We start from the raw sequence: 18,955 nt of genomic DNA, 5'->3' as shown, positions 1-18,955 counted from the left end.
GCTTATTCTATTTGATATATAAATACTTGTTCGTGTTAAAGAAGATATAGTACGGCATAATGAACGGTTGTACGAAAAGCTTCCAGCCTATAATCGGGCATCCGCACTCCAATTGGATGATTTCATTCTCCCCAATGGTGAAATCATATCGATTGCTTCCGCACCAGTCTATCTTTACAAATAGCTCATATTCCCCAGGTACCAGCTCATATCTGATCGTTTCGTCATTAGCGATTTTCTCGTACTCGATGCCATTAAAGAACACTCTAAAGTTTCTCAGCCAATTTGAGTATTGGCTTGTCCTCTTTAGTTCAAGTATTGAACTCATCGATTCGCGCTCCAATCACATAAAAATTACTAATTACAGCATTCTATACGTTTGTGCGAATCCCCTTCTTCTCCTGTTCTCTCTTACAATCAAGACTTGTAAGTTGCCTCAAAGAAAGCTACTCTAATTGGAAATAGATTCTTGCCGCGAGGTGCTGACGAATATGGCGTATGAGGCACAAAACATAAGCTCACTTGAGCTTAACCGAGCATTATTAGCCAGGCAAATGCTGCTCTCCCGTTCGGACATGCCGGTTCTGGATACGTTGGAGTGGTTTATCGGCTTGCAGGCACAAGCACCAAATGCTCCTTATTATTCGCTTTGGACAAGGCTAGAGGGATTTGAACAATCTCAATTATCTGCGCTGATTTCCGGTCGCCGGGCGGTAAGGATTGCCCTTATGCGGTCCACTCTCCACTTGGTATCCGCAAGCGACTGCCTGCTCCTTAGGCCTTGGGTGCAGACCTTACATGAACGCGCGCTCAACGGAAGCTTCGGCAAACGTCTTGCCTCCGTTGATCTTGCCTCCCTGACGGCTGAAGGCAGAAGGCTTGTCGAGGAACAGCCTCGCACGTTCAACGAGCTCGGCAAGCTGCTGGCGCAAGCTTGGCCAGATACGGACCAGGAAGCACTTTCTGCTGCTGTACGTACCTTTGTCCCCCTCATTCAAATTCCGCCGCGCGGATTATGGGGGGAAAGCGGTCAAGCGACCCATACCTCCGCTGAGGTATGGCTGGAACAGCCCCTGCATGCACAACCAGATATCGAAAAGCTTGTACGGAGATACCTGGCCGCTTATGGACCGGCAACGGTCAAGGATATGCAAGCTTGGTCCGGTCTTACCCGCCTGAAGGAATATTTCGAACAACTTCGGCCGCAGCTTGTTGTCTTCCGTGATGAACGGGGCAATGAGTTATTTGATCTGCCGGACGCTCCTCGTCCGGAGGCTGATCTTGCTCCGCCTGCCCGTTACCTAGGAGAATTCGATCAAATGCTGCTTGGCATAGCCGATCGCTCCCGGTTCATGGACACTGCATATGGCAAACGGATCCTTACGGCGAACGGCATCCTTCGCTCAACCATTCTCTTGAATGGATATATTGAAGGAATATGGTCAATCGAAAGGAGCAGCCAGAAGGCTGTCCTCATCATCGATCCCTTCCGACCGCTCACCAAGGAAGAACAGGAAGATCTGATCGCAGAAGGCGAGAAGCTGCTTCAATTCGCAGCCGCAGGAATAGATCATGAGATTCTGTTTAACTAATAAAAAAAGGCCACGGTTCCTAAGAACCGTGGCCTTTCATTTTCCTATGCTAGCGGCGACGGCCGTAGCTCTGCTCATTCCAGCGCAGTTCTTGGCGGAACTGGCGGATTGTAGTGTTGCTGTCGATCACGACAACCTCAATGCCAAGCATGTCGGCCCAGTCAACAAGCTGATCGGTCGTGACAACGTACGAAAGCACCGTATGATGCGCGCCGCCTGCGTAGATCCATGCCTCTGCCGAATCGCGAAGCGATGGACGCGGTTTCCACAGAACGCGGGCAACAGGCAAATTAGGCATATCCTTTTCTACCTTAACAGCGTCAACTTCGCTAATAATCAGTCGGAAACGGTTGCCGAGATCAACCAGAGAAGCGTTAACCGCCTCGCCTGCTTTGCCATCGAAAATAATGCGCGCAGGATCAGCTTTGCCGCCGATACCAAGCGGATGTACTTCAATGCGGGGCTTGCTCTCCGCGATCGTTGGACATACCTCAAGCATATGAGCGCCAAGAATCATTTCATTGCCTTTTTCCAAATGATAAGTATAGTCTTCCATGAAGGAAGTGCCGATATTGCCGGCCATCAGCTTCATAATGCGAGTAAGCGCGGAAGTCTTCCAATCTCCTTCGCCGCCGAAGCCGTAACCCTGCTCCATCAGGCGTTGCACAGCCAAACCCGGAAGCTGCTTCATGCCGTGCAGATCTTCGAAGGTTGTTGTAAATGCGGTATAACCGCCTGCTTGCAGGAAACGCTTCATGCCAAGCTCGATTCTGGCCTGCTCTTCAATGGCTGCCCAGGAATCGGCATTATCGCGTACGCTGCTTGCAATCTCATAACGTTCGCTGTACTCGTTGAGCAGATCTTGAACTTCCGCATCGCTAATTTCGTTCATGCTAGCTACCAGATCGCCGATGCCGTATCCATCTATTGTCCAGCCAAGCTGGATTTGAGCCTCCACTTTATCGCCTTCGGTAACGGCTACTTGACGCATATTGTCACCGAATCTTGCGATCTTAAGCGTTTTGCTCTCCATGTACGCCGCAGCGGAATTCATCCAAGCGCCTACGCGGGCTTGGACTTCTCCGTCTTCCCAATGTCCGGTAACCACTTTGCGGTCGATTCCCAGACGGGCAAAAATATGACCGAATTCACGGTCGCCATGAGCAGACTGGTTCGTGTTCATGAAGTCCATGTCGATCGTATCCCATGGAATGTTGCTGTTATATTGTGTATGCAGATGCAGAAGCGGCTTGCGAAGCTCGGAAAGCCCTCTGATCCACATTTTCGCTGGCGAGAAGGTGTGCATCCAGGCAATAACGCCAGCACAGTTTGAATCCGCTTTCGCATCCAGGCACACCTGATAGATTTCTTCCGGCGTTGTTACTACCGGTTTGTATACAATCTCGAATGGAAGATTAGAAGATTCATTTAATCCTGCCGTAATGCTTTGCGAATGGACCGCTACTTCTTCAAGCGTCTCAGGTCCGTACAAATGCTGACTGCCCGTAACAAACCAAAATTGATAAGGTTTAATGGATAACACCATAATTCCTCCTAGCTGGGATGAATTTGTACGTACATCAAGACCATGCTCCATAAAAATAGAGGATAAGTTGTACGTACAACTTATCCTCTATACTACTCCGAACAGGAACGGATTTCAATATCCATTTTGTAATTTACGCTATTTATAACTTATCCAAACGATATGTATATCCGCAGAATTTGCATTTAAACAAAATACCGTCTTCTCCTATGATGTAGGTTAAACGGTCATCGTCTTCAAGCTCGATAAATTCACGGCCGGTTTCGTCGCGGTCTCCCGTTGCAAATACCCCCGTTTTATTGCCGCATTCGCATTCGAAGGTTAAAACCATCGCTAATCAACACCTTTCCTAAATATTTCTATTTTATTAGTAACTTTCTCATATTAAGCTTGACAATGATACGATTTGTATCATAAATTACTAGTAGTGAGTGTAACATACCGCCAAATTGATTACCAATGTGAGGAGCGAATGACCTTGACGATGGGAGATCGACTTAAGGAGTTGCGACAGCAACGAAGCTTATCGCAAGAAATAGTTGCACAATCCATCGGCATAACGCGATCCGCTTACAGCCACTACGAGATTAACAACAGGCAGCCCGTGTATGAGACTCTGATCAAGCTAGCCTCGTTTTTTGAAGTCACCACGGATTATATTATCGATGGTGAATCACGCGGCACGGAGCCTCAAGTTGCAGCAGATACCATTGAGATCATTCGGCTGCTCAACAACATGGACGAAGACAAGCGCAAGGAATCAATCGACAAAATGTTGGACGCGATCCGGGAGTCTTAATTAGCCGCAGTCCACAGGACTAGCGGCTATTAAGCCTCTTGCCCCTTGCAAGCGCCATCAGCAGGCATACGATGACAAATCCGGCAGCGTATCCGCCAATGATGTCCGTGGCATAATGCACGCTGAAATAAAGTCGGGATACTCCCATTAATATAATCAGAAGCACGGCGATAGCAGCCGCAGTCCATCTCACTGCGCGGTGAATGCTTTTGTCCGTCGCAATCCAGATCGCCGCCAGGCTGTACATGACGATCGCCAGCATTGCATTGCCGCTAGGGAAGCTTGCCCCGTCCGCCTCAATTCCCCAAGCCATCGCTGGTCTTGCACGGTCAAATCCGGATTTCACGAGCGTATTTACAAGATAAGCTCCCGCTACCCCCGCAATAAGCAGCACTGTGCGCCTCCACCCCTGCCTCCATCCGAACCAAACAGCAAGTACAAGCGTAATCGCAATAATGCCAACCGTTGACCCAAGCGTCGTCATGACTTTGAATAGATCGGTTAGAGTGCCGTTATGTATGCTTGCAAACCAATCAGCAACCGATTCGTCAAGCCTCGAGGCATTGTTCCGTGCCGCCAGCATTGCTGCAGCGATAAAAATCAGCAGACTCGCCGTCGATCCAATTAACCATCCTTGTTTTCGAATAATAAGCCCCTCCTACTAAGAAATGTCACACGCCTATTGTGGCGATTCTTACTTCACAAGCATGAACCTAATTGCTTCATCTTGTGCGCTTCGTTATAATAGTCGAAGACTTCATTATAATACAACGAAAATTATACACCAAGGAAGGATTACTATAACATGTATGTAGCAGATAAATGGACCGATTACGAGGTTATCGACACTGGAGCCGGAGACAAGCTGGAACGCTGGGGCCAGTACATTCTCCGCCGTCCGGATCCTCAGATTATTTGGCCGATCGCAAATGAAACCGGTGCCTGGAAGCAAGCAGACGGGCATTACCACCGCAGCTCCTCGGGTGGCGGACAATGGCAGTTCAAATCCAGCCTGCCCGAACGGTGGACCATCTCCTATGGCGAGCTCAAATTCCATATCAAACCAACAAACTTCAAGCATACGGGATTGTTCCCGGAGCAAGCGGTTAACTGGAGCTGGATGATGGACAAGATCCGTTCCGCTGGACGTCCTGTCCGCGTACTGAATCTGTTCGCCTACTCCGGCGGCGCTACAGTGGCTGCCGCAGCGGCTGGCGCGGAAGTTGTGCATGTGGACGCGTCAAAAGGCATGGTACAGTGGGCCAAAGAAAATGCGCAGCTGTCAGGCCTTGAAAGCGCTCCTATCCGTTATATCACGGATGACGTATTCAAATTCGTGCAGCGCGAGCAGCGTCGCGGCCGTCAATACGATGCCATCATCATGGACCCGCCATCTTATGGACGGGGCCCTAACGGCGAAACCTGGAAGCTGGAAGAGAATCTGTATCCGTTCCTTGAGTTCTGTACAACGATTCTGTCGGATAACCCGCTCTTCCTGCTGATTAACTCCTATACGACCGGACTTTCTCCAACCGTCCTCCACAATTTGCTTCATAATACAATGAAGAACAAATTTGGCGGAATGATTAATTGCGGCGAAATCGGCTTGCCGATCACCCAGTCTGGCCTGCATCTGCCTTGCGGCATTCTTGGACGCTGGGAGTCCGAATAATGGCTGCCGGTCATGAGCCGAACAGCCCGGTAATTCCGGTGCTGTACGAGGACAATCATATCATTGCCGTAGTCAAGCTCCCCGGTATCCCGTCTCAAGAGGATGAGACCGGGGATCCTGACATGCTAACGTTAATCAAACAGGATCTGAAAATCCGCCATAACAAGCCGGGGAATGTTTTCCTCGGCCTTGTTCACCGGCTTGACCGGCCGGTTGGAGGGGCCATGTTGTTTGCCAAGACCTCCAAGGCCGCATCCCGCTTATCCGAAGCGGTACGGAGCCGCACCTTTGGCAAAACCTATGTATGCGTCGTTCACGGCAAACCTGCGAAGCAGCAGGACCGTCTTCGCCATTACATTTGGAAAGACGCCAAACGCAATCAAGTAACCGTATTCAAAGAACCGTCTCCCGACGCCAAGGAGGCAATTCTGGAATACAAGGTATGCGCAGAGGCGGGAGGTTACTCTCTTATCGCCGTTAAGCTTCATACCGGCAGGCCTCACCAAATTCGAGCCCAAATGGCTTATATCGGCTGTCCGCTTGTCGCAGACCGCAAATACGGTGCTCCTGGCACCACATCCGTATCCGATATTGCGCTTTGGTCGACATCGGTTGAGGCTCCGCATCCGGTAACGAAGGAACGCCAATGCTTCCGCTCCGTTCCGTATGGCTCGGCAGCTTGGTCTTGGTGGAGAAGCGAACAGCTGGAGGAAGCGTCCAACATATATATTGAATAAGAATTAATTCTTTTTGGGAGGGATTGCCCTTCATGCGCAGAAAGCGAAGCAAGAAGCGCCTGACCGTTCATTTCACTCTACTGCTGATCGCAGCTGCAGGAATTTTTTTGATCATCACAGCAACCTTGAACAAGGATTCCAACAGGACGGATACAGCAAGTCAACCTGAAGCAACGCAGTCCAGTCTGCCTGAGGCAACTCTGTCGCCAACCGTTGCTCCTACAGCAACGCCCGAGCCAACGCCGACTCCGGTTCCAACACCGCAATATGACGAAGCGGTATGGATAGCCGTCGGCGATATCATGATGCATAAGCCGGAGCTTCCGGGCGCGTACGACAGCAAGACGAAAAAGTATAACTTTAATTATTTCTTTGAAGAAGTAAAGCCGATTCTCGAGCAAGGGGACTGGGTAATGGCGAATCTGGAGACGCCCGTAGCCGGCGCCGCGTACGGCTATACCGGTTATCCGAGCTTTAACGCCCCTGTGGAGCTGCTGGACGCGCTGCAGTATGCAGGCTTTAACATTTTGACCAATGCCAATAACCACTCGCTAGACAAGGGTGACAAAGGGCTCATGCTGACCTTGAAGCATTTGAAGGAATACCCTTTCGCGCTCAAGGGGACCGCCGAATCCCAGGAAGAAGCTGACGCTCCGGTCATCATCGAGCATAACGGCATCAAGATGGGGCTGCTCGCTTACACGTATGGAACCAACGGCATCCCGCTCCCTAAAGGCAAGCCTTACGCCGTATCTATGATTGACGAACAAAAGATGATTAAAGATATCCAACATTTAAAAGAGATTGGCGCGGATTTTGTGACGGTAGCTCTTCACTTCGGCATTGAATATCAAACGACGCCTAGTGATGAGCAGAAGCAGCTGGCCCGCAAGCTTGTTGCTGAAGGAGCAGACATTATCGCTGGCGCTCATCCGCATGTGGTTCAGCCTTATGAGGTATTGGAAACGACAGACGACAATGGCCGCGCAAGACAGGGACTAATTATTTATTCTATGGGTAATTTTATTTCTGCTCAACGCGACGAAACGAAGGATTATGGCGTTATCTTCAAAGTAACCGTACGAAAAAATAAATCCGACGGCTCCATTGAGCTATCGGATATTGAGTCAACTCCTACTTATGTGCATCGTTACCAGCCGGACAGCTATTATCGATATCGTATCCTGCCGGTAGAACAGACGATCACGGCTGCCAGTGACAGCTTGTTAACCGAGAACGATTACAGTTCCATGAAGCAAACGCTGAAGGTGCTTCGCAACCGTCTAAGATCCATGTTGAATACAGATCCGCAATAATCATTATTTAAGCATTAGCTACCTTGCCCAGCAGATATACAAGCAGCTGCTGGTTATGGGAAGAGATACGGTCCAGCGATTCGCCAATTAGCTTAGAACGTACTTCCGTTCCGCGCTGGGCCTCATTTCTCCCTTTCTCCGATACAGACACCCACACAATTCTGCGGTCCTGATTGTCTCTTGTACGTACAATTAGCTCGTTGCGCTCCATCCGGTCCAGCAATGTAGTAATCGCGGCCGGCGTTGTTGCAAGATATTGCAGCAGTTCTGAAGGCTTCATCGGCTCATGCTGCAGCAAAATGTCCAGCACGTTCAATTGCCCTTCTGTCAGAGGCGCAAGCCCCTCTTCCAAACTATCCTTCCATTCTCTTGTCATCTTAGTCCATAATCGAGTAAATTCTTCAGAAACCATATGGGCACCCGCTTCCTGTCCAATTTTCTCATTTATACCAATTATAACATTCGCAAATGTCGAATAAAAGGTTAACCCAATTAATAATTTGAGTCATTAATCGCTATAAATTCGAACATTATGACAGGAGTAGACATACAATGGGCATAGGCGCCTCACCTATTCGTCGAAATGATGCGTGAAGGAGTGATCCCCATGGATGACCAGAAAGCAGAAATCATTCGCAAGATAAAAGCCTACGGCATCATAAAAGACCCACAATGGCTCGACCGCCCGGATGAGCTGGTGCCAATGTGGGTCATGTTAGATGCCATCATCCGGTTGATTGAACGGTTTGACCCGCCTAACCGGCCTTATGACTGAGGAGATAAATCTGGTTTAACAAAGATCGTCGTAATCACATCATTCTTCTCAACCGGCAGAAGAATTCTTCCGATCGATTTCCGGTCCTCAATCGGTGCCTTCTCCGTAGACGCCGCCAGCTGCGCGCCTGAGGATGTAAGCGCTATAATGCCTATCTCTTCCTTGCAATATAAAGCCGCGACCAGAGCATTGCCGTTTGGCTTGACGCGCTTGCCTTCCTTGAATTCAAAGGTCTGCAGCCCTTTGCCGCCTCTGCCTTGCAGCGGATAATCCAGAAGCAGCGTTCGTTTGGCATAGCCCAAATCGGACACAACCAGCACTTCGCCTTCATCGTCAGCAACCCACTCGGCTGCAATCAATTCATCATCTTCTCTTAGCTGCATGCCGCGTACGCCTGCTGCAACCCGTCCCATCGGATTTACTTCGTGCTCATTGAAACGGATGCTCATGCCCAGCTTACTTACAAGCAGCAGCTGCTGCGTGCCTTCACTTTGCATAACACGGATAACCTCGTCACCGTCGGCAACCTTCGTAGCTGCGATTGCGGTAGAACGAGTCGTCATATATTCCTTCAGCTCCGTGCGTTTCACCTGCGCTCGCTTCGTCACGAATACAAGAGATACTGCCGGCTGGTTGAAGTCCTTGACCGGAATGACGGCTACGATCGAATCATCCTTCGGAATCGGCACGATATTGACGACAGCCGTCCCCGTATCCTTCCACTTGAACTCCGGAATTTGATGGACGGGAAGCATGTAGTATTGACCCTTACGGGTGAATAAGAGCAAGTTGTCAATGGTGTTCACTTCATAGACGCTGCTGATTACATCGCCTTCTTTTACTCCGGCCGTTTGCAAGTCCCCGCCTGAACGGGTGAACGACATTAGGCTTGTCCGCTTCATGTAGCCTTCTTCGCTGAGGGTAACAATCACGTCTTCCGATTGAACCATAACTTCAAGGTTCACCTTCAGCTCTTCCACTTCGCCGCGAATGGACGAACGGCGGTCAATGCCGTATTTGTCGCGGATTTCAACGAGTTCATCCTTGATTACGCCAATAAGCTTCTTCTCGCTGTCCAGAATGGAACGCAGGTAAGCAATGCGCTTCTGCATTTCCTTAAGCTCTTTCTCAAGCGATGTAATCTCCAAATTCGTCAAACGGTACAATTGAAGCGTCAGAATCGCGTCCGCCTGCCGTTCGGTAAAGCCGTATTTGGCAACCAGGTTGTTCTGCGCGTCCGCACGGTTCTTCGAGGCTTTGATCGTTGCAATGACTTCGTCGAGGATATTCAGAGCCTTCACAAGGCCTTCTACCACGTGCGCACGCTCTTCGGCTTTCTCCAGCTCATATTGCGTGCGGTGAGTGACAACTTCCTTCTGGTGGTCAATATAAGCGCTTAGAATCTGTTTAATGCCCAGCTGTTGAGGCGCTTTGTTTACGATTGCAACCATATTGAAGTTATACGTCACTTGAAGATCGGTCTTTTTCAGCAAATAAGCCAGGATCCCGTTAGCATCCGCTTCCTTCTTCAGTTCCACGACTATACGCAGTCCGTTCCGGCCGCTCTCGTCTCGAACTTCGGAGATGCCTTCTACCTTCTTCTCCAGACGGATGTTTTCCATCGCGCTCACCAGACGTGATTTGACGACCTGATACGGAATTTCCGTAATCGTAATCTGCTGGCGTCCGCCCCGTACGTCCTCAATCTCGACCTTCGAACGAATGTAAATTCTGCCTTTGCCCGTTGAATAAGCCTCCCGGATTCCTTCCTCGCCCATAATAACGCCGCCGGTCGGGAAGTCAGGTCCCTTCACAATTCCCATCAGCTCTTCCACTGGCATATCCGGACGTGCCATCACCGCGATGCAGGCATCAATCGTCTCCCTCAGGTTATGCGGCGGGATTTCCGTTGCGAAGCCTGCCGAAATCCCGCTTGTGCCGTTCACAAGCAGGTTCGGATAACGGGCCGGCAAAACAACCGGCTCTTTCGTCGTGTTATCAAAGTTATCTTTGAATTGGACGGTCCGTTTATCGATATCCCGCAAAATCTCCATGGCGATAGGCGACAAACGCGCCTCTGTATAACGCATTGCCGCTGCCGGGTCATCGTCCATCGATCCCCAGTTGCCGTGTCCGTCTACGAGCACATGTCCCATCTTCCAAGGCTGCGCCATGCGCACCATGCCTTCGTAGATCGAAGAGTCGCCATGCGGATGGTAATTGCCCATTACGTCACCGACGGTTTTCGCCGATTTGCGGTATGGCTTGTCCGGCGTATTGTTCGAATCGTACATCGCATACAGGATGCGGCGTTGAACCGGCTTAAGTCCATCCCGAACGTCGGGAATAGCCCGGTCTTGAATAATATATTTCGAATATCGGCCGAAGCGGTCTCCTACGACCTCTTCCAAATACGCCGGTAAAAACTGTTCCAGCATGCCCATGCCGTTACCTCCTATTCTACATATTCTGTGAAGTCCACATTCTCGATAATCCAGCGCTTCCGCGGGTCAACCTTATCGCCCATAAGCGCGGATACACGGCGCTCAGCCTTAGCCGCATCCTCGATTTGAACCTGCAGCAGCGTGCGGGTCTCCGGATCCATGGTTGTCTCCCACAGCTGATCGGGATTCATCTCGCCAAGTCCTTTGTAGCGCTGCAGCTCAAAGTTCTTGCCGAATTCCTTCAAGTAATTCTGCAGCTGCTCATCGGTCCAAGCGTAACGGATCGTCTCCAGCTTGCCTGATTTGCGTGTAATCTTGTACAAGGGCGGTTGAGCGATATAGACCCGTCCGGTGTCGATCAGCGGCTTCATATACCGGTAGAAGAACGTCAGCAGCAGTACCTGAATGTGCGCCCCGTCCGTATCCGCGTCCGTCATAATGATGATTTTATTGTAATTGCATTCATCCGCATCAAATTCCGGGCCAACTCCCGCTCCAATCGCGGCAATGATGGCTTTATACTCATCGTTCTTGAGAATGTCCAGCAGCTTGGCTTTCTCCGGATTCATGGGTTTGCCTTTCAGCGGCAGAATCGCCTGATGCTTCGAATCGCGACCCTGCTTCGCCGACCCCCCCGCGGAATCGCCCTCGACGATAAACAGCTCGTTCTTCGAAAAGTCCTTCGATTGTGCCGGTGTCAGCTTGCCGTTCAGATTGGAGCTCTCGCTCTTCTTCTTGCCGCTGCGGATCTCTTCCCGCGCTTTGCGCGCCGCTTCTCTTGCTCTGGAGGCTTGAACGGCCTTCTTCAGGAGCATCTGCGCCACTTGAGGATTTTCCTCGAGGAATACCTGCATTTTGTCGGAGACTACAGCGTCCACGGCGCTCCGTGCCGATGCGCTGCCCAGTTGGTCCTTCGTCTGGCCGACGAATTCAACCTCGGACATCTTGATGTTAATAACCGACATCATGCCTTCGCGCAGATCATTGCCTTCAAGATTCTTGTCCTTCTCCTTCAGCATGCCTGCCTTGCGGGCATAATCATTCATAACCCGCGTATACGCGGTCTTGAAACCGGTCTCATGCGTGCCGCCGCCGCGTGTCGGGATCGAGTTCACGAAGGATGCGATCGTCTCGGTATATCCATCGTTGTACTGAAGGGCAACTTCCACTTCAATCTCGTCCTTCTCCCCCATGAAATGAACCACGTCATGGAGAACGGTCTTGTCATCGTTCAAGTATTGCACGAATTGGCGCGCGCCGCCTTCGTAATGGAAGACGTCCTCTTTGCCGCTGCGGTCATCCTTGATGGTCACCTTGAGGCCTGAGTTCAGGAACGCAATTTCCTGCAGACGCTCTGCCAGCGTATCGTAGTTAAGCGATGTCCCGCCTTGGAAAACACGGGCGTCCGGCTTAAATGTCACCTTCGTGCCTGTCCGGTTCGTATTGCCCATAATCTCAAGGCCCGTTACCGGCTCGCCGACATGCTCCTTGCCTTTGTCATCCACCCAATATTCGAAGCGCATCTTATGTATTTTCCCGTCACGGAAAATCTCCACTTCAAGCCATTCGGATAATGCATTGGTTACCGAAGCGCCTACGCCGTGCAGGCCGCCCGATTTCTTATATCCTCCACCGCCGAACTTGCCGCCAGCATGCAGAATCGTATACACGACCTGCGGCGTTGGGATTCCTGTCTTGTGCATCCCTGTCGGAATGCCGCGCCCGTTATCCTGTACGGTAACCGCGCCATTCTTGTGCAGCGTTACATCAATCGCCGTACAAAATTTCGCCAAATGCTCGTCCACGGCATTATCAACGATTTCCCAGACCAGATGATGCAGGCCAGAGCTGCTCGTGCTGCCAATGTACATGCCCGGCCGTTTCCGTACAGCGGTTAAGCCTTCGAGCACCTGTATATCATCAGCCTCGTAATTCCGATCCGGGGCCGCTGTTTTTGCGAAAAGATCTACTTGCTCTGCCATGGGTATGCCTCCTAAATTTTGCGAAGCTTCACGTTTCCATATCTTCAAGCTATTTTAATTCAACTTGTCCCGATTAGTAAAGACACGAGTGGTAACGGATGTTATGAAGTTTGTGCCCTTATCAATATCGGTTAAAGCGCTCGATGGATTAACAGAATAACATAAATTCGCGTCCCACGCTAAATTATTCATGCACGTAATCGTCAAGTTCCATTCATGCGGATCAAAAAAAGGAGCGGCTTCTCCTTGTTTCCGCACAAGGGAAGCCGCCTCTGAAATGACTGATCAATCGTACTGAATATGGAGGGATTCCGCGGCTTGGCGGGCCAGATCCCGCGCCTCGTCCGTGCTGCCGGCCGAGCTTAGCGCAACCGCCATCCGGCGTCCGATCTTAGTCTCCGGTTTGCCGAATACGCGTACTTGCGTGTTCGGAAGCGCAAGCGCTTCTTGAACTCCGCCAATGCGGAAGGAAGACGACTCGCGGTCGGCCTTCAGCGTATGCGTCGCCCCAGGCGTAAGCAGACGAATCGTAGGAATCGGGAAGCCAAGAATAGCGCGGACATGCAGAGCAAACTCCGATAAATCCTGTGTAACCATCGTTACCATGCCCGTATCATGCGGACGAGGCGACACTTCGCTGAACAACACGCCGTCTTGCGTAATGAACAGCTCTACCCCGTACAAGCCGAATCCGCCAAGCTCATCCGTAATGCGCAGAGCGATCTCTTCCGCTTGCTGGATTTGCTCCGGAGTCATGTCATGAGGCTGCCACGACTCGATGTAGTCCCCATCCTTCTGAACATGTCCGATTGGCGCGCAGAAGCTTGTCCCGGATACGGAACGGATCGTCAGAAGCGTAATCTCGGATTCGAACGTAATAAAGCCTTCCACGATAATCCGGGCCTTCTTCGCGCGTCCGCCTTCCATGGCATAATTCCAGCAGTTCTCGATATCAGCTTCCGTCTTGCATACGCTTTGCCCTTTGCCCGACGAGCTCATAATCGGTTTAATTACGCAAGGCAGACCAATCTCTTTGACGGCAGCCTTAAGTTCATCAAGGGAATCCGCGAATAGATACGGCGCAGTCGGCAAGCCAAGCGTCTCGGCAGCCAGACGGCGAATGCCTTCACGATCCATGGTCAGGCGTGCCGCGCGTGCCGTTGGAATGACATTAAAGCCTTCCTTCTCAAGCTCCAGCAGGGTTTCGGTTGCGATCGCTTCAATCTCCGGCACGATAAAGTCCGGCTTCTCATCTTCAATAATTCGTCTGATCGCGGCACCGTCAAGCATATCCGTAACATGGCAACGATGAGCAACCTGCATAGCCGGCGCATTCGCGTAGCGGTCAACCGCAATCGTCTCTACGCCAAGGCGCTGTGCTTCAAGCGCAACCTCCTTGCCAAGCTCTCCGGAGCCAAGCAGAAGAAGCTTGCGTGCATTCGTTGTCAATGGTGATCCATACATAATAAAAAAGAACCTCCCGGAAGAATCCAGCCGCGAGGTAGATGTAAAGAATATATCCCTCGAGGTCTGGTTTATTTTTCTTCCATTGTGGAGGTTCTTTCCCCAAAAATCAATACTAGGCCGACAAGAATCGATATTGAGCCTCGATCAGACCGTTATAAATGCCATTTTTCTTGATCAAAGCTTCATGGTTGCCCTGCTCGACAATCCGCCCATGGTCAAGAACGATAATCTCGTCCGCATTGCGGATCGTGGACAGGCGGTGGGCGATCATAAACGACGTGCGACCTTTCAGCAGCGTCTTGAGCGCCTCCTGAATCTTCAGCTCCGTCTCGGTATCAATGCTCGCCGTTGCTTCATCCAGGATAAGGACGCGCGGATCAGCAAGCAAAGCGCGGGCGAAGGAGAGCAGCTGGCGCTGCCCCATCGACAGAACGTTACCGCGTTCCTCAACTTCCGTATCATAACCGTCTGGCAGCGACATGATGAAATCATGCGCATGCACCGCTTTTGCAGCCTCTACAATCTCATAGTCCGTCGCATCTAATCGGCCGTAACGAATATTGTCACGGATCGTGCCTGCGAAGATAAAGGTATCCTGCATAACCAGACCAACCTGCGAACGAAGACTATCAAGCGTAACGTTGCGAATATCGTGACCGTCGATCCGAACCGCGCCCTGCACCGGATCGTAGAAGCGGCATAGCAGGTTGATAATCGTACTTTTGCCGGAGCCGGTATGGCCAACAAGCGCGATGGACTGACCCGCTTTCACATTGATGCTGATGCCGTGAAGCGCGGGCCGCCCCTTCTCGTACTCGAACACGATATTGTCGAACTGCACGTCGCCCCGGATGCTCGCAAGCGGCTTCGCGTACTCCAGCTCGCCTACCGTAGGCTCCTCGTCAATAAACTCGAAGATGCGCTCCGACGAAGCCATAGCGACAAGAAGCTGGTTGTAGACCTGGCCGAGACGGTTGATCGGATCCCAGAAGTTGCCGACATAGTTGGCAAAGCCGACGAGAAGACCAACGGTAATCTCTTGATGCTCGATTAAATAAGAACCGTACCAGAACAGGATAAAGGTACCGATGGCCGATGTAATCTCAATGACCGGACCAAACGTTTGGTTAAGCGCCGAAGCCTTGTTCCAGGCCTTTACGTTCACCGCGTTCATGTTGTCGAAGAAACGCATGTTTTCTTTTTCCTGCACGTACGCCTGCGTAATCTTCATCCCTTGAATGCTTTCATTCAAGTGGGAGTTGATGCGCGACTGCTTCTTGCGAACATCCTGCCAGGCAAACCGAATTCGTTTGCGAAGCGTGGACGACACAAGGAACATAATCGGAACGGTAATCATGACGGCTAGGCCCAGCTTGAAGTTCCAGATGAGCAGGATAATGACGATGCCCACCAGCTGAACGCAGTCCATCAGGGAGTTGACTACCCCGTTCGTAAACAAGTCCTGCAAGGCGTTAACGTCATTGGTTACCCGTACAAGCACGGAACCCGCGGGACGCTTGTCATAGAAACGGAACGAGAGCTTCTGGATATGCTGGAAGAGATGATGGCGGAGATCGTAAATGACCTTTTGCCCGATTATGTTCGTGTACTTTATCCGGTATTGGTTGGTTGCCCATTGGATAATGAACAAGGCAACCATGATTCCGGCTATTAAATAGAGCTTGCCGTAGCTGGTATCGCCATTTGCCGGTTCTATCGCCTGGTCAATGGCCAGAATGGTCAATGCCGGTATGGTGAGCCTCGTAATCGTACCGATAATCATGGTAATAATAACGGGAATCAATTGACGCGTGTAAGGCTTCATATAATAGAACAAGCGCCGCATCTGCGCCCAGTTAAACGGCTTCTCGATCGCGTCATCATCCTGGTAAATAAACCGTTCTTTCTTGTCGCTGGCGTTCTTGATTCTGTCTTTCAGCTCTTTATTGGAACTGCTCATTGAACAACGCTCCTTTTCCGCTGCGGTACCGAAGGATCCAGGTCGGCAAGCGGCCGATCGGCATATTGAATGTTATAGGTTTCACGGTACGGTCCATGCTGGGCGATCAGCTCATCATGCGTGCCGCGCTGAACGATGTGTCCTTTGTCAAGTACGATAATCTCGTCCGCGTGGCGAAGAGATGATATCCGGTGCGCAATAATAAAGGTTGTGCGCCCTGCCATCAGCTCCTTGAAGCCCGCTTGAATCTCGTGTTCGGTCTCCATGTCAACCGCGCTTGTCGCATCGTCCAATATAAGAATCCGAGGATTGCGGATCAGCGCGCGGGCAATGGCGATCCGTTGTTTCTGTCCGCCGGATAAGCCCATGCCTCTCTCGCCCACAATCGTTTCGTATCCAAGGGGCAGCTCCATAATGAAATCATGCGCTTTCGCAAGCTTGGCTGCGCGGATGATCTGCTCATCCGTCACGTCTCTCACGCCGTAAGCGATATTGGTGCGGATCGAAGCGGAGAACAGGAACGTCTCCTGGAAGACCGGCGCGATCTGGCTGCGCAGGCTTTCCACGTCCAGATTCTGAATATCGATGCCGTCGAGAGTAATCTTGCCCAGCTTTACATTATAGGCTCGCATTAGGAGCTGAATTATCGTCGATTTGCCCGAGCCTGTCGCACCGAGCAGGCCAACGACTTTGCCGGCTGGGGCATCAATGCTGATACTCGTTACGGCAGGAGCCTTATCCGGATAATTAAAGGTCACATTGTCAAAGCGTACATGGCCTCGGACCATTTCTTTTTCTACCTCAACCGCATTTTCTATGCTTTGGACATGAATATGGGTATTAAGCAGCTCCATCACCCGTTCGCCGGATGCTTTGGACTGGGTGTAGTTATTAATATGGAAGCCGATGCCCCACATCGGTCCGATAATGTACCAAATCAAGCTGAAGAACGCTACCAGTTCACCAAGCGATAACGATCCCCGGATAACCATCGTGCCCCCCGCAATCAGGAGTATCACGACGCTGAGGTTGGCCAGAAGCTCCATCGACGGGAAGAACTTCGCCCAGATCGAGGATGCGCCAATCTGATTCGCCTGGTATTGCTCATTGCGCTTGGAGAATTTATCAACCTCATGCGGCTCGCGGGCAAAGGATTTGACCGTTCTTACCCCCGTAATATTCTCCTGAACCGCCGTCGTCAGATTACTCATCGCTTTGCGCATCTCGCGGAAGGCCGGATGGATTCTGCTCTCGAAACGGATCGCCGTAAAAGCAAGAAACGGGATAGTGACAAGCGTGATCAAGGTCAGCTTCCAGTCAATCGACATCATCATGGCTCCGCCGAAAACAATCATCAGCGCCACGTTCAGAATCTGAGCAAAGCCAAAGCCGATAAACTGGCGGATCGCTTCAAGATCTGCCGTCAACCTGGACATCAAATCGCCGGTTTTCGCCTTATCATAGTATTGGAATGAAAGCGTTTGAAGTTTGTCATAGCAGGCGTTGCGCATACGGAAGGTAACCCGGTTGCCGAGCCTTCCGCCAAAAAATCCGTGCAGGAATTGCATGAGCCCTTTTAAGGTCACGACCGCTACGACGGACAGAGCTAGCATAGGCACTTTGTCAAAGTCTTTTGGCTTGATTACATCATCAATCAAGTAACGCAGCAAGTTCGGGTAAACCAGACCAAGCGCAGTCGCAAACATCAGACAAATAATTGATGATAGCAGATATTTTCGCTCAACCCAATAAAACCGTTTCAATTGCCTAAAGACGTCCAAGTAAATCCATCTCCCCGTTCTTTATTTTTAAGTTTTATAAGCATGTGTGAATATTAGCAGTAACGGCGAGAAGCGGCAAACAGTAGATAATCACGTATATTTAGCTGAATCAGCCGATTATGGCGAATTAGAAAAAATTAACGGGGTATCCTCCTAAATAATCAATAATCATCCCAGATGTGTGGCAATTCCTCCATTTTTGCACAGAAACACACAAGTATATGTAAATAGGTCAAACTAAACATTATTAAGTTAATAATAAAGAAGCGTCCATCCGGTCAAATGGACGCTTCTTTATTGGCGAAAACAGGCTGTTTGCGCTGATCCGCACTATTGTGGCTTTTCAGGCCCGAGTATAGTACCCTCAGTAACAGGCAAATATCGTTCTCATGTGGGTATAGTAAGACAAAAACGGGAGGTTTTTGTCTTGTTGAAGCGGTCAATGATTGTTCTGGTTCTCTCGATGCTTTGTATAAATAAGGCGCATGCAGCGGAGTTCATAAACTTGAATCCAAAACCGGAACATGACTCTAGAGAGCTGCAGATTCAAGATATGCTTGTATTGCAGTTATTGCCGAACATGCATGATAAGCTGGCTGATGTGTATAAGGATGTCTTGACCGTTAATCCAGAGATATACCCCTATCTTGTAGACGTTATCAAGACGGATCGAGTTAACGGTTTCCGAGGATTTGATCTTCGGATCACCCTTCAAGCCGTTCCTACCGTTGGTCCTCATATTCCGGTTGGCGAGGATCGGTTCACTTATCAAATATCACCGGTCGCTCACGTGAAGCTGCTGCAATTGGAGCATTTGAAGGGACCAAATAAAGAGGACTTCCCTCCGAATTATCAAGATCTTTTAAGGTAAACAAACGCAACAA

17 protein-coding genes are annotated in these 18,955 nt (G+C 50.5%); 7 read left to right on the top strand and 10 right to left on the bottom strand.

Going from position 1 to position 18,955, the window contains the following annotated elements:
• Nucleotides 1-7: 7 nt before the first annotated feature.
• A complete protein-coding gene (locus tag M3194_RS09230; RefSeq protein ID WP_251653114.1) occupies nucleotides 8-328 on the bottom strand; it encodes a hypothetical protein in 321 nt (106 codons plus the stop codon).
• Between the two features lie 127 nt (nucleotides 329-455).
• Between M3194_RS09230 and M3194_RS09225 the strand changes: the two genes are divergently transcribed.
• The gene (locus tag M3194_RS09225; RefSeq protein WP_251653113.1) at nucleotides 456-1,592 is read left to right on the top strand and encodes a winged helix DNA-binding domain-containing protein; all 1,137 of its coding nucleotides are present in this window, start codon (nucleotides 456-458) and stop codon (nucleotides 1,590-1,592) included.
• A gap of 49 nt (nucleotides 1,593-1,641) precedes the next feature.
• On the opposite strand, the gene araA is transcribed toward M3194_RS09225, so the two are convergent.
• Nucleotides 1,642-3,135, bottom strand: coding sequence for an L-arabinose isomerase (gene araA, locus M3194_RS09220; RefSeq protein WP_251653215.1), 1,494 nt, complete (start codon nucleotides 3,133-3,135; stop codon nucleotides 1,642-1,644).
• A 145-nt stretch (nucleotides 3,136-3,280) separates the two neighbouring features.
• Complete coding sequence (locus tag M3194_RS09215; RefSeq protein WP_251653112.1) at nucleotides 3,281-3,469, bottom strand: hypothetical protein; 189 nt, start codon at nucleotides 3,467-3,469, stop codon at nucleotides 3,281-3,283.
• 174 nt (nucleotides 3,470-3,643) lie between these two features.
• Here M3194_RS09215 and M3194_RS09210 point away from each other — a divergent pair, with 174 nt between their 5' ends.
• Nucleotides 3,644-3,937, top strand: a complete 294-nt coding sequence (locus M3194_RS09210) for a helix-turn-helix domain-containing protein (RefSeq protein ID WP_397334293.1) — start codon at nucleotides 3,644-3,646, stop codon at nucleotides 3,935-3,937.
• A 19-nt stretch (nucleotides 3,938-3,956) separates the two neighbouring features.
• Here M3194_RS09210 and M3194_RS09205 read toward each other — a convergent pair whose 3' ends face one another.
• On the bottom strand, nucleotides 3,957-4,520 hold the full coding sequence (locus M3194_RS09205; protein WP_251653110.1) for a phosphatase PAP2 family protein: 564 nt from the start codon (nucleotides 4,518-4,520) through the stop codon (nucleotides 3,957-3,959).
• A 222-nt stretch (nucleotides 4,521-4,742) separates the two neighbouring features.
• Here M3194_RS09205 and M3194_RS09200 point away from each other — a divergent pair, with 222 nt between their 5' ends.
• The 3 genes from M3194_RS09200 to M3194_RS09190 are packed head-to-tail and all read left to right on the top strand — an operon-like array spanning nucleotide 4,743 to nucleotide 7,662.
• On the top strand, nucleotides 4,743-5,609 hold the full coding sequence (locus M3194_RS09200) for a class I SAM-dependent methyltransferase (RefSeq protein ID WP_251653109.1): 867 nt from the start codon (nucleotides 4,743-4,745) through the stop codon (nucleotides 5,607-5,609).
• Nucleotides 5,609-6,346: an RluA family pseudouridine synthase gene (locus M3194_RS09195; protein WP_251653108.1), complete on the top strand. Its 738-nt coding sequence runs from the start codon at nucleotides 5,609-5,611 to the stop codon at nucleotides 6,344-6,346. The genes M3194_RS09200 and M3194_RS09195 overlap by 1 nt, the downstream gene beginning before the upstream one ends.
• Before the next feature lie 32 nt (nucleotides 6,347-6,378).
• Nucleotides 6,379-7,662 (top strand): CapA family protein, encoded by a 1,284-nt coding sequence (locus M3194_RS09190; RefSeq protein WP_251653107.1) that lies wholly within the window; start codon nucleotides 6,379-6,381, stop codon nucleotides 7,660-7,662.
• Between the two features lie 7 nt (nucleotides 7,663-7,669).
• Here the strand turns inward: M3194_RS09190 and M3194_RS09185 are convergent, their stop codons facing one another.
• The gene (locus M3194_RS09185; protein ID WP_251653106.1) at nucleotides 7,670-8,074 is read right to left on the bottom strand and encodes a MarR family winged helix-turn-helix transcriptional regulator; all 405 of its coding nucleotides are present in this window, start codon (nucleotides 8,072-8,074) and stop codon (nucleotides 7,670-7,672) included.
• A gap of 195 nt (nucleotides 8,075-8,269) precedes the next feature.
• Between M3194_RS09185 and M3194_RS09180 the strand changes: the two genes are divergently transcribed.
• The gene (locus tag M3194_RS09180; protein WP_251653105.1) at nucleotides 8,270-8,437 is read left to right on the top strand and encodes a hypothetical protein; all 168 of its coding nucleotides are present in this window, start codon (nucleotides 8,270-8,272) and stop codon (nucleotides 8,435-8,437) included.
• Here the strand turns inward: M3194_RS09180 and gyrA are convergent.
• From gyrA to M3194_RS09155, 5 genes are all read right to left on the bottom strand, one after another.
• Nucleotides 8,428-10,881, bottom strand: a complete 2,454-nt coding sequence (gene gyrA / locus M3194_RS09175) for a DNA gyrase subunit A (RefSeq protein ID WP_251653104.1) — start codon at nucleotides 10,879-10,881, stop codon at nucleotides 8,428-8,430. The genes M3194_RS09180 and gyrA overlap by 10 nt on opposite strands.
• An 11-nt stretch (nucleotides 10,882-10,892) precedes the next feature.
• Nucleotides 10,893-12,863 carry a DNA topoisomerase IV subunit B gene (gene parE, locus M3194_RS09170; RefSeq protein WP_251653103.1) on the bottom strand — a complete coding sequence of 657 codons (1,971 nt, stop codon included), beginning with the start codon at nucleotides 12,861-12,863 and terminating at the stop codon, nucleotides 10,893-10,895.
• A gap of 285 nt (nucleotides 12,864-13,148) precedes the next feature.
• Nucleotides 13,149-14,327 carry a formate-dependent phosphoribosylglycinamide formyltransferase gene (purT, locus tag M3194_RS09165; protein ID WP_251653102.1) on the bottom strand — a complete coding sequence of 393 codons (1,179 nt, stop codon included), beginning with the start codon at nucleotides 14,325-14,327 and terminating at the stop codon, nucleotides 13,149-13,151.
• Nucleotides 14,328-14,442: 115 nt separating this feature from the next.
• A complete protein-coding gene (locus M3194_RS09160) occupies nucleotides 14,443-16,290 on the bottom strand; it encodes an ABC transporter ATP-binding protein (protein WP_251653101.1) in 1,848 nt (615 codons plus the stop codon).
• Nucleotides 16,287-18,071 (bottom strand): ABC transporter ATP-binding protein, encoded by a 1,785-nt coding sequence (locus M3194_RS09155; RefSeq protein WP_251653100.1) that lies wholly within the window; start codon nucleotides 18,069-18,071, stop codon nucleotides 16,287-16,289. Before M3194_RS09155 ends, M3194_RS09160 begins: the two co-directional genes overlap by 4 nt.
• 505 nt (nucleotides 18,072-18,576) lie before the next feature.
• Between M3194_RS09155 and M3194_RS09150 the strand changes: the two genes are divergently transcribed.
• Nucleotides 18,577-18,942 carry a DUF3888 domain-containing protein gene (locus M3194_RS09150; protein ID WP_251653099.1) on the top strand — a complete coding sequence of 122 codons (366 nt, stop codon included), beginning with the start codon at nucleotides 18,577-18,579 and terminating at the stop codon, nucleotides 18,940-18,942.
• Nucleotides 18,943-18,955 lie beyond the last annotated feature (13 nt).

Origin of the sequence: Paenibacillus glycanilyticus (assembly GCF_023715145.1) — a bacterium.
GTDB lineage: Bacteria > Bacillota > Bacilli > Paenibacillales > Paenibacillaceae > Pristimantibacillus > Pristimantibacillus glycanilyticus_A.
This window is presented reverse-complemented; position numbering and strand designations above follow the sequence as displayed.

What these genes read in the sequence shown, in the direction of transcription:
- M3194_RS09230 (WP_251653114.1), bottom strand. Translation starts at nt 328, where the DNA reads ATGAGTTCAATACTTGAACTAAAGAGGACAAGCCAATACTCAAATTGG.
- M3194_RS09215 (WP_251653112.1), bottom strand. Translation starts at nt 3,469, where the DNA reads ATGGTTTTAACCTTCGAATGCGAATGCGGCAATAAAACGGGGGTATTT.
- M3194_RS09205 (WP_251653110.1), bottom strand. Translation starts at nt 4,520, where the DNA reads ATGCTGGCGGCACGGAACAATGCCTCGAGGCTTGACGAATCGGTTGCT.
- M3194_RS09200 (WP_251653109.1), top strand. Translation starts at nt 4,743, where the DNA reads ATGTATGTAGCAGATAAATGGACCGATTACGAGGTTATCGACACTGGA.
- M3194_RS09195 (WP_251653108.1), top strand. Translation starts at nt 5,609, where the DNA reads ATGGCTGCCGGTCATGAGCCGAACAGCCCGGTAATTCCGGTGCTGTAC.
- M3194_RS09190 (WP_251653107.1), top strand. Translation starts at nt 6,379, where the DNA reads ATGCGCAGAAAGCGAAGCAAGAAGCGCCTGACCGTTCATTTCACTCTA.
- M3194_RS09185 (WP_251653106.1), bottom strand. Translation starts at nt 8,074, where the DNA reads ATGGTTTCTGAAGAATTTACTCGATTATGGACTAAGATGACAAGAGAA.
- M3194_RS09180 (WP_251653105.1), top strand. Translation starts at nt 8,270, where the DNA reads ATGGATGACCAGAAAGCAGAAATCATTCGCAAGATAAAAGCCTACGGC.
- gyrA (WP_251653104.1), bottom strand. Translation starts at nt 10,881, where the DNA reads ATGGGCATGCTGGAACAGTTTTTACCGGCGTATTTGGAAGAGGTCGTA.
- parE (WP_251653103.1), bottom strand. Translation starts at nt 12,863, where the DNA reads ATGGCAGAGCAAGTAGATCTTTTCGCAAAAACAGCGGCCCCGGATCGG.
- purT (WP_251653102.1), bottom strand. Translation starts at nt 14,327, where the DNA reads ATGTATGGATCACCATTGACAACGAATGCACGCAAGCTTCTTCTGCTT.
- M3194_RS09160 (WP_251653101.1), bottom strand. Translation starts at nt 16,290, where the DNA reads ATGAGCAGTTCCAATAAAGAGCTGAAAGACAGAATCAAGAACGCCAGC.